The sequence below is a fragment of the Streptosporangium sp. NPDC001559 genome (assembly GCF_042893955.1).
Classification (GTDB): Bacteria; Actinomycetota; Actinomycetes; order Streptosporangiales; family Streptosporangiaceae; genus Streptosporangium.
In genome coordinates this window covers 111,359-125,818 of sequence record NZ_JBIAVG010000020.1, presented here as the reverse complement: position 1 = coordinate 125,818, position 14,460 = coordinate 111,359, and the positions used below count along the sequence as shown (strand labels likewise).

Genomic DNA, 14,460 nt, shown 5'->3' with positions numbered 1-14,460 from the left:
CTAACACCTCCCAAGGGATGCGAACTCGTCGGCGATGCGCCGCCGCCACACCTCGTAGGCGGGCACCTCGCCCTGGACGGGCCCGTCGGGACGGGCCTTCTCACTGATCCGCGCCGCCTGTTCCGGGGTCATGTCGCAGAAGACCCGGGTGGCCAGGAGCGTGTGCGGCACCACGAGGCCGGCCCGTTGCCTGGCCTCGGCCGCGAACGCGCAGCCCTGGGCGATCTGCGGGCGGTATCCGCCCGCGCGCTCCCAGAAGGCCAGCAGTTCCCCCTCGTCCGCGCCGCCCGCGTAGCTGGCGGCCAGCCCGGCGCCCGCGTACAGGTCGGCCCTGCGTTCCTCGGGGAATCCGTCGATCATCGTGGCGACGAGTTCCACGTCCGTCCCGCCGACGAACCACATGGCCCGTCCCACGCCCTGGTCGATGGCGTGCCCGGCGTACCAGCGGAAGCGGTCGGCCGTCCAGGGGAAGTCGGGGTCGCGGAAACGGGCGTGGACGTAGCGGCCGGTGTGGAAGTAGGCCTGGTGGAAGCCGTACCCGTCGAGGACGAGCCAGCGCAGCAGCGGGTCGTAGGCCGAGACGTCGGGCCACAGGAAACGCGGCAGCCTGGCCATCGCCCAGCCGACCCCGACGTAGACCATGTAGAGGTGGTCGTCGCCGCGCCCGGCGAGGAGGTCTCCCGTTCTGCGGCCCCCGGTGAACGGCAGGGCGTCCAGTACGGCGGCGCCCATGCCCGCGCCCTCGTAGGCGAAGCCGCGGAAGCGGGTGGGGATCGTCTCCAGCCGCTGTTCCGCCTCACGGGCCGAGCGTGAACCGGCCACGTGCGCGTAGCCGGCCAGAAACGATTCACCAATCGTTTCGAGCAATTCTCTCGCCTGTGGGCTTTTCTCATTGAAACCGCGCGTCCCGAGTTTCGTGGCCGAGACGCCCGGGGTCAGAATTCGGCGCCTCAGCGCCCTCAAAGCATTGGCCACTTGCCGCCTCACGCCCCTTATTCCGGATAGATCCGTCTCCTCGCCCATCTGCCGACAAATCTACACAGGCACCTTGACCGACTGTCTACTTCAAACGTGCTCACGGAAACGCAAAGGAAAGCTTCCGGCAATCGGGCGCATGATTCACGGCGACGACAGCGGATGTTCCCGTGCCGTCAATTCACAAAAAGGCCGCAACAATTACGCGGAAATGCGGCGTCCGCCGTCAGCCCGTCCGCAGGGAGAGGTGGGCGCGCACCTTCCCTCGCCACAGCTCGTAGGCGGGCAGCCCCCCGGAGCCCCGCTCGACGGCCGAGTCGTCCGCGAGCGCGACCGCGGCCTCCGCGGTCAGGTCCGCCAGGGCCCGGACCGCCGTCTCGGTGTGCGGCGGCACGAACCCCGCGTAGTGGCGGGCCTTGGTCGCGAAGACCGCGCCCTGGGCCAGCTCCGCCCCGTGCTCGGCGGCCTCCTCGCGCAGTGCGGCCAGGTCCTCCGCGTCCGCCCCGCCCGCGAACGCCGCCGCCAGCCCGACGCCGCTCCACAGATCGGCCCGCCGGTGTTCCGCGAAGCGCCCGACCGTGGCCGCGACGTCGCCGGGACGGCCTCCGTGGACGAACCACAGCGCCCGCCCGACCCCCTGGTCCGCCGCCCTCGGGAAGTAGTCCGGCATGCCCTCCCACGGGTAGGGCTCGGCCACGCGCTGCCGGCCGACCCAGCGCGCGGTGTCGAAGTAGGCGCGGTCGAAGCCGTACCCGTCGACGGCCAGCCAGCTCATCGTCGGGTGGTACGGCAGGCCCGTCAGGTCGGGAACCGCCCTGCTCCACAGCACCCTCGGCAGCCGGGCGAGCGCGAACCCGATGCCGATGTAGGTCAGGAAGAGGTGCGGCCTGCCGGGACCGAGCAGGAGGTCGCGGGTGCGGGTGCCACGGCCGCCGCCCATCGCGTCGAGGACGGCGCAGGCCATCGTCGCGCCCTCGTAGGCGAAGCCGCGCAGTTCCCGGTCGACCATCGCGAGCCTGCGCTCGACCTCCCACTGGTCCCGCGCGTTGACGCCCCACTCGAACCCGCACACCACCGCCTGGGGGATCGCCTCCAGGCGCCGGGTCGCCTCGGAGGGGACGACCTGGAAGCCGCGTCCCGCGAAGGTCACCTCGGCCAGGGAGGGCGCGAGCAGCAGGCTGCGCAGCGATCCGAAGACGGTGGGCATGGGACCTCCCTGCTCGGGTGACCCTTTCATGCTCCCTTCCCGCGGGTCGTGACGCATCTCTTGGATTGCGCCACCCCGGCGGACGGATCACGTCATCCGCCCCCACGCGTGCGCGGCCCGGAGCACGCCCGTCGTGGGCGCGCCCCGGGCCGCGCGGGATCGTCGCGGGGTTTCCGTCAGCGGGCGGCGAACTGTCCCGGGGTACGGCCCTGGCCCGCGGGCCCCCGGTAGGCCTGGGCGATGTCCAGCCACCGGTCGGCCTCCGCCCCCGAGGCGGTGAGCGCGAGGTCGGCACGGTGCCTGCGCCTGACCACGAGCAGGCAGAAGTCGTGGGCCGGGCCGGTGACCCGCTGTCCGGCGTCCCGGGGCCCGAAGGCCCACGACTCGCCCGAGGGCGCGGTCAGCTCGAAGCGGAACTCCTCACCCGGCGGCGTCAGTCCCCGCGCCTGGTAGCCGAAGTCCCTGGTCAGGGTGGCGAACCAGGCCAGGTGCCTGATCCGGTCCGTCGGCTCCCGCCGTACCCCGAGCGCGTCGGCGATGTCCTGGCCGTGCCCGAAGAGCTCCATGTATCCGGCGCAGCCGAGCACGGCGGGCGGCAGCGGCCTGACCAGCCACGGCACGACCTGGTCCTCCGGCACCGCGGCGAGCGCCGCGAGCGAGGCCGAGCGCCCGGCCCGCCAGCGGGCCAGCAGCTTCTCCGGCGGGTCGTCCAGATAGTCCGCCAGGGCGGCGTTCACCGCCCCGTCGAAGTCCTTGCCCGCCCGCGCGGCCAGCGCCCCGAACGTCTCGGGGTCGGAGGCCGCCAGTTCGGCCAGGCGGAAGATGAAGGTGAGGTGCGCGATCTGGTGTCTGATCGTCCATCCGGGCGCGGGGGTGGGAAGCGCCCACCCGTCGGCGTCGAGGCCTTCGACCATGCGGTCGACCTCCTCGCCCTCCGCGGCCAGGTCGGAGATCACGTCCTGCAACTGGGTCACGAGCCTGTCCTCTCGCAGGGAAACTCGCAGGGAACCTCCAGGGAAGGAGGTCTGCCGAACACCTCACCGCGGCGGCGCGTTCTGCCCCAGCATGCATCGGTGTGAACCGGCTGTCTTCTCCCTGTGTGCTGTCCGTGGTCACCGGGTGGTCGCCGAGGGGGTCACCGGCAGGGTGGCTCGTACGGCATGTCGGGGAAGTGGCGGCCCCACTCGGCGCGGGTGATCCCGGGGTGCGCGACGGCGCACACCAGGGCGGCGGCGCGCTCGGAGTCGATCTCCCACAGCCGGACCGTGCGGTCCCGGCCCGCGGTGGCCAGGGTGTGCCCGTCCGGGCTGAACGCCAGCGCGTGGATCCCCTCGGTGTGGCCGTCGAGGGTGGCCAGCTCCACGGGCAGGCGCGGGTCGGTCGTGTCCCACAGCCGCACCGTGCGGTCGGCTCCGGCCGTGGCCAGGATGTGGCCCCGGGGGGCGAACGCCACGGCGTAGACGGTGTCGGTGTGCGGGGTCAGCGTGGACAGGGGCCGCGCGCTCTCCGGGCGGGAGACGTCCCACAGCCTGGCGGTGCGGTCGAAGCCCGAGCCGGCCAGCACCTTCCCGTCAGGGGAGAACGCCACCGCGTTCACCCCGTCGGTGTGCCCCGTCAACGTCGCCACCGGCTCCGGCCGCCCGGGACGGGAGACGTCCCACAGCCGCACCGTACGGTCCCAGCCGCCGGTGGCCAGTGCCTTCCCGTCCGGGGAGAAGACCACCGCGTTCACCCCGTCGGTGTGCCCCGTCAACGTCGCCACCGGCTCCGGCCGCCCGGGACGGGAGACGTCCCACAGCCGCACCGCGCGGTCGAGTCCCGCAGTGGCCAGGAGACGGCCGTCGGGTGAGAAGGCCACCGCGTTGACGTCGCCGGTGAAGTCCGTGAGCGTCGCCAGGGCCGTCGGGTGGAGCAGGTCGGTGACCTCCCACAGCCGCACCGTGCGGTCGTGGGCCGCCGTGGCCAGAACACGGCCGCCGGGAGCGAAGGCGAGCCCGCACACCGGGCCGCGGTGCGCGGTCAGCTCGCTCAGCGCCCTGGGCCTGAAGGGGTCGGCGACGTCCCACAGCCACGCCGTACGGTCCGATCCCCCGCTGGCCAGGGCGCGCCGGTCGGGACTGAAGGCGACCGAGCAGACCGCGTCGCGGTGCGCGGCGAGCACGGGGCCCGGCAGGTCCCACACCCAGACGGTGTGGTCGTCGCTGGCACTGGCCAGGCTCCTGCCGCCGGGGGCGAAGGCCACCGAGACGACCGCCCCGACCTGGCCCGACAGCACGGCGGGCTCCTCGGCGCCGGAGTCGGACACGTCCCACGTCCGCACCGTGCGGTCCGTGCTCGCGCCGGCCAGGTCGCGTCCTCCCGGGCTGAAGGCCACCGAGCGCACGCCGTCGGTGTGGCCGCGCAGGACGCGTCTCTCCCTGACCTTCCCGGGGTCGCCGGTGTCCCACAGCCGGACGGTGCGGTCCTGGCTCGCGCTGGCCAGCGAGCGGCCGTCCGGACTGAACGCCACCGCGTTCACGGTGCCGGTGTGCCCGATCAGGACCGCCGTCCGGGTGGGGGCCCGCGGCCGGGTGAGATCCCACAGCCGCACCGTGCGGTCCTGCCCTGCGCTGGCGAGGGTGCGGCCTCTCGGGTCGAAGGCGACCGAGGCGACGGCGTCGTCGTGGCCGGTGACGCGGGCCAGCGGTCTGGGGCGCGCGCGGTCGGCGACGTCCCACAGACGCACGGTGCGGTCGGTTCCCGCGCTGGCGAGCACCCGTCCGTCGGGGCTGAACGCCACCGCGTTCACCTCGCCGGTGTGCCCGGTGAGGACGACCGGCGCCGCGGCGCGGCGAGGGTCTCCGAGGTCCCACAACCGCACCGTACGGTCCTGCCCGGCGCTGGCCAGCGTGTGCCCGTCCGGGCTGAAGGCGACCGCGCCGACACCGCCGGTGTGCCCCGCCAGGACCGCGAGCGCCACCGGGCGGTGGGGGTCGGCGAGGTCCCACAACCGCACGGTGCGGTCGCGGCTCGCGCTGGCCAGCGTGTGCCCGTCGGGGCTGAAGGCGACCGCGTTGACGTTGTCGGTGTGCCCGGTCAGACGGGTGGCGTAGGGGGTGGCGAAGGCGCTCAGCAGGGTGCCCCTGGCCTGCTCCGTCGGCACCAGCCGGTAGGCGGCGAGCCCGAGCTGGGCGGCCAGGGCGGGGTTGGTCGCGCGCAGCGCGGCGGCCTCGCCCGCGGCCTTCTGGGAGACGGCGATGTTGCGCTGGCGGGTGGCCGTGCCGTTGGCGTCGGCGGCGTAGACGACGGCGGTGACGGCCAGCAGGAGCAGCACGGTGAGCGCGGCGACGAGCTGGCGCAGGCGGCGGGCGTGACGCCTGCCCTCGTCGAGCTCGGCGGCCCGCGCGGCCAGGCTGGCGTCGAGGAAGGCGCGCTCCCTGCCGGTGAGCACGGCGTCTCCCTTCTCGGCCCAGCTCTGCGCCTGGGCGAGCCTGACCCCCCGGTAGAGGGCTCCCGGATCGTGGCCGAGCGACTCCCAGGTGTCGGTCGCCTCGGTGAGCCTGCGGTGGACGCGCAGCCCCTCACGGTCCTCGGCCAGCCAGCCGCGCAGCCGGGGCCAGGCGCCCAGCAGCGCCTCGTGGGAGATCTCCACGGTTTCGCGGTCGAGGGTGATGAGGCGCGCGGCCGCCAGGCGTTCCAGGACGACCGGGGTGTCGGGGTCGTCCTGGTCGAGCTCACGGCGGAAGACGGGCCGTTTGGTGTCCTCGGTGCCCTCGCCGAGGGCGGTCAGCCGCAGGAACAGGCTCTTGACCAGCCGCTGCCGCCGGGGGCCGAAGGCGGCGTAGAGCGACTCGGCCGTCTGCGCGAGCGCGCCGTGCAGACCGCCCGCCGCCTGGAAGCCCGCCAGGGTCAGCGCGTTCCCCCTGCGTCTGCGCCAGGTCTCCAGCAGGGCGTGCGAGAGGGAGGGCAGCGTTCCCGCCTGCCCGTTCACCTGGGCCACGACGGCGGTCAGCAACGCGGTCTCGACCGTGCAGCCCGCGCGGACCGCGGGCTGCACGACGGCGCGGCGCAACTCGTCGGTGGTCATGGGGCCCACGGCGAGCTGCGCGTCGGCGAAGGCCTCGACCAGGTCCGGGTGGCGGGTGCAGTGGGCGTAGAAGTCGGCGCGCACCCCGAGCACGACCCGGCAGCGGCTGTCGTCCGCGCCGGCCGCGGTGACCAGCGCCGCGACGAAACGGCCGCGCTCCGTCTCGTCGTCGCAGAGGGTGAAGACCTCCTCGAACTGGTCGACGACCAGCAGCAGCTCGGCCTGTTCCGGACGGTCGGCCAGGGCCCGGCGGACGACCCGGTGCAGGCCGAGCGGGCCGTCCGCCAGTTCGTCGCGCAGCCCGCCCGGGGTGTCCCCGGTGAGCCGGGCGAGCTGGATCGCGCACTCCTCCAGGGGACGCGGGCCCGGGGTGAACAGCGCCACGGGGCCCTGTCCGCCCTCGGCCCTCCTGCGCGGCAGCAACCCGGCCCGCAGCAGCGAGGACTTCCCCGCGCCCGAGGTGCCGAAGAGCGCGACCAGCCTCCGCCGCGCCAGGCGGGCCCGTAACTCCGCGACGAGCCGTTCGCGGCCGAAGAACCGGTCGGCGTCCTCACTGCGGAAGGCCGCCAGGCCGACGTACGGCGGTTCCTGCCCGGCCTCCCGTTCCCCTGTCTCCCGCGGGCCGCTCTCCGCGAGCTCCGCGGCCACCTCGTGCCAGCGCCGTTCCCACTCGGCACCGTCGCCCCCGCAGGCTCCGACGTAGGCCAGGGTCACCGCCAGGCTCGGCAGTCTCCTGCCCGCCGCCGCGCCGGACAGCGTCGCCACCGAGTAGTGCGCCCTGCGGGCCAGCGACCGGTACGGCGGGCCGCCCGCCTTCTCCCTCAGTTCGCGCAGTTCGGCCGCGAATCGCAGCAGCGCGCTGTCCCCCTCGTCCAGTGGTCGCTCGCCACGCGGCAGCGCCCCCACCTCCTCGGTCCGGCCCCCCGGTGCCCGCGCGAGGTGACGCCGGGAGACAGCCGGAGGCAGCCGTCCGAGCCCCCGGCGGGCCTTCGACACCTTCGACACCGGAACTCGCCCGGCGATTGTTGCACACGCCCCAATAGGCCGGAAGCCGGTTTTCCTCGCGTCTCCGGCGAGATCATCATCGATCACGACAAGCGCTTTCACGAAGCGCGTCACGACATGGCGGCCCGCCGTACCCCCTCGTTGTGGGTCGTCTTTCGTCCGCCATCCGGTCACCGGCGGAGAACGCTCACGACTTGAGCCGCCGCGCCGCGTCGCGGGTGTTCCGGGGGTCGTTTCCCACCGCATTCCAGGAAGCCGAAGAAGCGGAAGGGGCGAAACCCACGCATACGTCGCGAATCTCCTGTCCCGCAGGGCCGGAATCGTCACGGCGGCCACCGCTGCGCCCTCCTCGGCGGCGCGTGGCCGCCGTACCGCGCGCCCCACCGGCCCCGGACGTCCTGCGCCACGCCGCCCCCTGAGTGGCCGCAGCACACCCGTGCAGGACGTACGTTGAAATGCACAGGTGTTTGTCCTGCCGGCTCCATGAAGGATGTGATCGCCGTGACGGCCTCCGCTGAGGAAAACGTGCTGATCTTGGCCGACGACGATGACGAGACGCCCGACGCCCTGGTGACGGTCGCGGGTGCGAGTGCGGACCCGGTCAAGGACTACCTCCGGCAGATCGGCAAGGTTCCCCTGCTCAACGCCGAGCAGGAGGTCGAGCTGGCCAAGCGCATCGAGGCCGGCCTGTTCGCCGAGGAGCAGCTCGAGGTCGAGGGCGACCGGCTGCCGGTCGACGTGCGCGCCGAGCTGGAGTGGATCTCCGAGGACGGCCGGCACGCCAAGGACCACCTGCTCGAGGCCAACCTGCGTCTGGTGGTCTCGCTGGCCAAGCGCTACACCGGCAGGGGCATGCTCTTCCTGGACCTGATCCAGGAGGGCAACCTGGGCCTGATCCGCGCGGTGGAGAAGTTCGACTACACCAAGGGGTTCAAGTTCTCCACCTACGCGACGTGGTGGATCAAGCAGGCGATCACCCGGGCGATGGCCGACCAGGCGCGGACGATCCGCATCCCGGTCCACATGGTCGAGGTGATCAACAAGCTGGCCCGGGTGCACCGGCAGATGATGTCCGACCTGGGCCGCGAGCCGACCTCGGAGGAGCTGGCCCGCGAGCTGGAGATGACCCCGGAGAAGGTCGTCGAGGTCCAGCGGTACGGCCGGGAGCCGATCTCCCTGCACAGCCCGCTCGGCACGGAGGGCGACAGCGAGTTCGGCGACCTCATCGAGGACTCCGAGGCGATCACCCCCGACGAGGCGGTGGCGTTCGGGCTGCTGCAGGAGCAGCTGCACGCCGTCCTCGACACCCTGTCCGAGCGTGAGGCCGGGGTGATGGCCCTGCGGTTCGGGCTGACCGACGGCCAGCCGAAGACGCTGGACGAGATCGGCAAGGTCTACGGGGTCACCCGGGAGCGCATCCGCCAGATCGAGTCCAAGACCATGTCCAAGCTGCGTCACCCGTCCAGGTCCCAGGCGCTGCGCGACTACCTGAGCTGACGGCCGTCCGGCCTACCCCGTCAGGCCGTCGAAGGCGACCCTGAGGTGGCGGGGGCCGCGCAGGACCGGATTCCGCCGGTAGGGCGGCGGGTCGTCGACGAGCCCGGGGTCGCTGAGCCTGCGGGCCAGCTGGGTCAGCGCGATCTGCGCCTCAAGGCGGGCCAGCGGCGCGCCGAAGCAGTAGTGGACTCCGCTGCCGAAGCCGAAGTGCTGGTTGTCCGCCCGCTCCGGGTCGAACCTGTCGGGCTCGTCGAAACGCCTGGGGTCGCGGCTTCCCGAGGCCAGCACGAGCCAGATCGGCGCCCCCTTCGGGATGACGGTCCCGGCGACCTCGATGTCGGCCAGGGCGGTGCGCTGCGGCAGGAACTGCACCGGCGGTTCGAAGCGCAGCAGCTCCTCAACCAGCGGTACGGCCAGCTCCGGCTCCTTCCTGAGCCTGGCCAGGGCCTCGGGGTGGCGCAGCAGGGTGAGCATCCCGTTGGTGATGAGGTTGACGGTGGTCTCGTGGCCCGCGATGAACAGCAGGACTGCCGTTGTGATCATCTCGATCGGTGTCAGGCGTCCCTGCGGGTCCTGCGCGGTGACCATGGCCGACAGCAGGTCGTCGCCGGGTGCGCGGCGGTGCTCCTCGGCGAGCCCGGCGAGATAGCGGCCCAGCTCGACCCGGGCCTGCTGGGCGGTGAGCTGCCGCTGCGCGGGGTCCTCCGACGAGCTCGGGTCGATGCCCGCGACGATCTTCTCCGCCCAGACGTGGAAGCGTGCCTCGTCCTCGTGGGGCACGCCGAGGAGCCTGCAGATCACCATCACGGGGAAGGGGTAGGCGAAGTCGTCGACCAGGTCCGCCTCCCGCCTGTCCCCCAGGCCGTCGATCAGGCCGGTGACCATCCGGTCGAGCTCCCCGCGCATGTCGTGGATCCGCCGGGGGGTGTGCGGCGGCCCGAACGGCCGCATCGCCAGCCGCCGCAGCCGGTCGTGCTCGGGCGGGTCGAGCCTGATGAAGCTGGGCGGCAGGCCCGTGTCCTCCTCGGCGTCGGGCAGCAGGCCGCCCGCCGCGCCCGGCAGCCGGTTACGGCTGTCGGAGCTGATCCTCGGGTCGTGCAGCAGGCTGAGGATCTCCCAGTAGGTGCTGACCGCGTAGATCCCGTCGTCCTGCCGTGAGACCGGCGTCCTGCGGAGTTCGGCGTACAGCGGGTAGGGGTCGGCGCGGTTGGCGTAGTCGGTGATCTGCCGCAGCAGGGTGCCCTGCGTCATGGCTGCTTCCTCACGGTCCTCACGATCCTCGGGCGTCGTCTGGCGCGTCGCCGGTCAGGCGCGGGCCGGGGTGAACTGGAGCCTGCGCTCGCTGGGCGCGTATCCGCTCAGCGTCACGGTCGGGCCGTGGCTCGGCAGGGAGGGGTCGGGGAAGTCGGCGGAGATCGGCCGGATGCCCCCGGCACGCCTGTCCACGTTGGGGAAGTCGGGCGGGAAGGGCGCCGCCGACTCGATCAGCCTGCGGTAGAAGTCGATCCATCTGGCCTGGTCGAAGGCGACCGCGGCGATGACGCGCCCCTGGAAGCCGTATGTCACGACGAAGCGGTCCTCCTCCAGGGCGCCCTGCGTGACGACGATCTCCTCCCCCATGGGCGGGACGCCGATGGACTTGATGTTGACCCCGAACTGGGCGGACCAGAAGGCCGGGACCCACAGGTAGGGGCGGCGGTCGAGCCCTGAGTTGATCATGTTGTGGGCGGCGATCTCGGCCTGTTCGACCGCGTTGCCCCAGTGTTCGAGCGAGAGGAACTGGTAGCCGAAGAGCGGGTGGGGGGACCTGGCGACGTCCCCGGCGACGAAGACGTCGTCGGTGACGATGCCGTGGACGTCGAAGGCGCGGCATCCCGCGTCGCAGGCGACACCCCTCGGCCCGGCGGCCAGTCCCGATCCGGCCAGCCACTCGGTGTTGCGTATCGCGCCGAGCCCGACCACCGCCACGTCGGCGTCGATCGCGCTCCCGTCGGACAGGTGGGCGCGCCTGAGCCGTCCCGCGGCGTCGCCCTCCAGGGAGGTCACCGTGACGCCGCAGCGCAGGTCCACGCCGTGCTCACGCTGCAGCCGCGCCGCGACCGCGCCGACGACGCCGCCGAGCGCCCCGACGAGAGGGGCGGGGCCGCGCTCGGCGACCGTGACCTCGAGGCCCCTCTCCCGGCAGGCGGAGGCGATCTCCGAGCCGGTGAACCCGGCTCCGACGACCAGCACCCGGCGGGGGCCCGCCGCCAGGTGCCGGTTGAGTCCGGCGGCGTCGTCGGCGGTGCGCAGGACGAACACCCCGTCGAGGGCGGCCTCCGTCTCCTTGAACCACGGCCTGGCGCGGGTGCCGGTCGCGATGAGCAGACGGTCGTACTCGATCTCGTCGCCGTCGGCGAGGCTGACCCGCCGTTCGGCCAGGTTGAGCCCGGTCGCGGCCACACCGAGCCGCCAGCGGACGTCAAGGTCGCGGGCACGCGGCAGTGTGGTCGCCTCCGCCGCCGTCCTGCCCAGCAGGACCTGCTTGGACAGGGGCGGCCTGTCGTACGGCTCGCGCGGCTCGTCGCCGATCACGGTCAGCGATCCGGTGAAGCCCCCGGCGCGCAGCGCCTCGGCTCCGTGCAGCCCCGCGAGGGAGGCTCCGACGACGACCACCCGGCCCCGCCGTCTGAACTCCCGTGCGGCCGTCTCAGCGGACATCGGTGAACGCTCCCCCTGGCCGTCGCGCGGTGTCCCACTCGACGGTGATGGCCTGCACCGGGCAGGCCGCCGCGGCCCGCAGGACCTGTTCGCGCCGCTCCTCGCCGGGGCCCGGGTCGTACATCAGGGCCTCCTGGCCGTGCATGGAGAAGACGTCCGGCGCCAGGAAGGCGCACTGGGCGTAGCCCTCACAACGGTTGAGATCGACGACAATCCTCACGGAATCCCCCAGCCCCCTTCGGCCGTCCCGTGGCGGGAACGGCCCTTGGGTGATGTCCAGACTAGGGCGGTGACCTGGGAGGACAAGGTCGGCGATTACCGTGTTACGACCCTTTTGCGGGACCTTTGCCGCTTCCCAGGGGGATAGTGGGACTTCGTCCTGGTCGTCATCCGCAGCCGGGAACGGGCCTGCCGAGGGCCGTGGCGTAGGCGTCGCGCAGCAGCGCCGCCAGCGCCCCCTCGTCCTGAGCCTGGTTGACGGTCGCCACGACCGAGATCCGCCGCGCGGGCGCGTAGGCCGCGACGGCTCCCCAGGCTCCGGGGTGGAACCACAGGACCTCGTCGCCTGATGTCAGGCGCTGGACGCCGAGGCCGTAGGTGCCCTTGCTCTGCGGGGTCGCGGTCAGCATGGCGCGCAGCGTCGCCGGGTCGTGGAAGACCCTGCCCTCGAACAGGGCGCGGAAGAAGGTGGTCAGGTCGGCCGCGGTGGAGACCAGGCCGCCTCCGGCGAAGGTGTCGAAGGTCGGGTTCCAGTTCCTGGTGTCCACGGAGCCGAGGTAGGGGTGCGAGAGCGGCGCCCCGCGATGCCGTTCCCAGTGCTCGAGGTAGGTCCCGCGCAGCCCGAGCGGGTCGAGGAGCAGTGTGCGGTAGGCGCGGTGCAGGGGCAGGCCGCTGACCTTCTCGATGACGTACCCGGCCAGGATGTAGCCGGTGTCGGAGTAGTGGTAGCCCTTGCCCGGCTTGAAGTACGGCCTGCCGTGGGTGAGAGCCCAGTCGACCAGCCGTCCCGGTGTCCACGTCCTGCGGGGATGGGCGGCGACCTCGGCGATCCACCTCTCGTCGGCGGCGTAGTCGTACAGGCCCGCGGTGTGGTCGAGCAGCTCGCGCACGGTGATCCGCGCGCCGTGGGAACGGCCGCCGAGCACGTGGACCCGCCCGACCAGGGAAGGGTCGAGATATTTGCTGATCGGGTCGTCAAGGCGAAGCTTGCCCTGTTCTGCAAGCTTGAGCACGGTCGCGGCGGTGAAGGTCTTGGTGACGCTGGCCGCGCGGAAGGCGTCCGTCGGCCGCAGGTCCCTGCCGCCGAGCCGGAAGGCGCCCGCGGCGCCGGTGTAGGCGACCCCGGGGCCCCGGACGTCGAGGATGACGCCGGGGACCGGTGGCTTGGCGGCCCTGCCGACGAGGCAGGCGAACCCGGCCTCGGCGGCGGCCGCGGGACCCGCGGTGAGGAGCAGGAACAGCGCGGTGAGAACGGCGACCACGGCCGAGGTTCTGCCGGGTGGGCGCATCAGGGGACCTCCAGTGGATCGGTGACCGGCGGGACCGTACGGCCCAGCCGGGCCCTGACCGTGTACGCCAGCAGCGTCACGGCCAGGATGACGCCGACGCCGAGCACGACGGGCCCGACGCCGGGAGAGACGGAGACGGCCAGCAGGGCCGCGCCGAGCAGGACGAGCACCGTCCAGCTCAGCCAGGGGTGCCCCCACATGCGCACCTGCAGCGTCTCCGGGTCGGTGCGGGCGCGCAGCCGTAGCTGGCTCACCGCGATGAACAGGTAGAGGACCAGCGTGAGCAGGCCGGAGGCGTTCAGCAGGAAGGCGAAGATCTCATCAGGGCTGACCAGGCCCGCGACGGCCACGACCACCAGCGCGAGACCGCTTCCCGCCAGGATCGCCGGGGCGGGCACCCCCGAGGGCCGCACCCGGGCCAGTACGGCGGGCGCGTCCCCGCGCTCGGCCAGGGACATCAGCATCCTGGAGGAGCCGTAGATCCCCGCGTTCAGGATCGACAGCACGGCGACCAGGACGACCGCGGTCATCAGGCCGCTCGCGCCGGGGACGCCGAAGGCCTCGATGGCGGTGGCGAAGGGGCTGTCCTCCCCGTTGGCCGGGACCCGGTTCCACGGCACGACCGCGACGATCAGCAGGATCGAGCCGACGTAGAAGACCAGCACCCGCCACACCACCCTGACGGTCGCCCGCGCGACCTCCCTGGCGGGTTCGGCGGACTCCGCGGCGGCGATCGTGACGATCTCCGCGCCGAAGTAGGAGAAGACCACCGTCACCAGCGCGGCCAGTACCGCCGCCCAGCCGTTCGGGGCGAAGCCGCCGTGCTCGGTCAGCGCGGACAGGCCCGCCCCGCCGTGCGGCCACAGCCCGGTGAGGTACAGCGCGCCCGCGGCCAGGAAGGCGACGACCACGATGACCTTGACCGAGGCCAGCCAGAACTCGGTCTCGCCGAACACCCGCACCGAGACCAGGTTCGCCACGGTGAGGACGGCCAGCAGCACCGGGGCGCCCAGCCACACCGGCAGGCCGGGAACGACGCCGGAGGCCAGCCTGGCGCCCGCGACGGACTCGAAGGCGATCACCGCGACCGCGAAGTACCAGTAGCCCCAGCCGACGAGGAATCCCGCCCAGCGGCCCAGGGCCAGCTCCGCGTAGCGGGAGAAGGACCCGGTGGTCGGGTGCGCCGCGGCCATCTCGCCGAGCATCCGCATCACCAGGACGACGATCACGCCGCCCACGGCGTAGGCGACGACCGAGGCGGGACCCGCCATGGCGATCACCGAGCCGCTGCTGACGAACAGGCCCGCGCCGATGACGCCGCCTATGCCGATCATTGTCATGTGCCGCCGCCGCAGTCCGCGGCGGAGCGCTGTCTCACCTTGCGCCATCGAGACTCCTTGGTTTCGTGGCCCCCGAGCGGGTTTTCCGGCGTCACGGGTCCGGGCGCGCGGTCACGCCAGGGCCGCCTGCGGCCACGGTCGGCGGGCAGGCGAGGTGCGAAG

General features: G+C 73.0%; 9 protein-coding genes and 1 pseudogene. 1 reads left to right on the top strand and 9 read right to left on the bottom strand.

What is annotated here, in order from left to right; all coding sequences use genetic code 11:
* From ACFYY8_RS35510 to ACFYY8_RS35495, 4 genes are all read right to left on the bottom strand, one after another.
* Window positions 1-1,023 carry a DUF1702 family protein gene (locus ACFYY8_RS35510; RefSeq protein WP_390048744.1) on the bottom strand — a complete coding sequence of 341 codons (1,023 nt, stop codon included), beginning with the start codon at window positions 1,021-1,023 and terminating at the stop codon, window positions 1-3.
* A 178-nt stretch (window positions 1,024-1,201) separates the two neighbouring features.
* Complete coding sequence (locus ACFYY8_RS35505; protein ID WP_390048742.1) at window positions 1,202-2,182, bottom strand: DUF1702 family protein; 981 nt, start codon at window positions 2,180-2,182, stop codon at window positions 1,202-1,204.
* 176 nt (window positions 2,183-2,358) lie between these two features.
* Window positions 2,359-3,156, bottom strand: coding sequence for a TIGR03084 family metal-binding protein (locus ACFYY8_RS35500; RefSeq protein WP_390048739.1), 798 nt, complete (start codon window positions 3,154-3,156; stop codon window positions 2,359-2,361).
* Window positions 3,157-3,317: 161 nt separating this feature from the next.
* The gene (locus tag ACFYY8_RS35495; protein WP_390048737.1) at window positions 3,318-7,253 is read right to left on the bottom strand and encodes a hypothetical protein; all 3,936 of its coding nucleotides are present in this window, start codon (window positions 7,251-7,253) and stop codon (window positions 3,318-3,320) included.
* Between the two features lie 516 nt (window positions 7,254-7,769).
* Between ACFYY8_RS35495 and ACFYY8_RS35490 the strand changes: the two are divergent.
* Window positions 7,770-8,750, top strand: a pseudogene (locus ACFYY8_RS35490) (RNA polymerase sigma factor); the annotation flags it as partial.
* Window positions 8,751-8,762: 12 nt separating this feature from the next.
* Here ACFYY8_RS35490 and ACFYY8_RS35485 read toward each other — a convergent pair.
* The 5 genes from ACFYY8_RS35485 to ACFYY8_RS35465 all read right to left on the bottom strand — a co-directional run bounded on the left by ACFYY8_RS35485 (window position 8,763) and on the right by ACFYY8_RS35465 (window position 14,346).
* Complete coding sequence (locus ACFYY8_RS35485) at window positions 8,763-10,001, bottom strand: cytochrome P450 (protein ID WP_390048734.1); 1,239 nt, start codon at window positions 9,999-10,001, stop codon at window positions 8,763-8,765.
* 54 nt (window positions 10,002-10,055) lie between these two features.
* Window positions 10,056-11,450, bottom strand: coding sequence for an NAD(P)/FAD-dependent oxidoreductase (locus ACFYY8_RS35480; protein WP_390048731.1), 1,395 nt, complete (start codon window positions 11,448-11,450; stop codon window positions 10,056-10,058).
* On the bottom strand, window positions 11,440-11,670 hold the full coding sequence (locus ACFYY8_RS35475) for a ferredoxin (RefSeq protein ID WP_390048729.1): 231 nt from the start codon (window positions 11,668-11,670) through the stop codon (window positions 11,440-11,442). The genes ACFYY8_RS35480 and ACFYY8_RS35475 overlap by 11 nt, the downstream gene beginning before the upstream one ends.
* Window positions 11,671-11,836: 166 nt before the next feature.
* Window positions 11,837-12,958: a serine hydrolase domain-containing protein gene (locus ACFYY8_RS35470; RefSeq protein ID WP_390048727.1), complete on the bottom strand. Its 1,122-nt coding sequence runs from the start codon at window positions 12,956-12,958 to the stop codon at window positions 11,837-11,839.
* Window positions 12,958-14,346, bottom strand: a complete 1,389-nt coding sequence (locus ACFYY8_RS35465; RefSeq protein ID WP_390048725.1) for an amino acid permease — start codon at window positions 14,344-14,346, stop codon at window positions 12,958-12,960. Before ACFYY8_RS35465 ends, ACFYY8_RS35470 begins: the two co-directional genes overlap by 1 nt.
* Window positions 14,347-14,460: the final 114 nt, after the last annotated feature.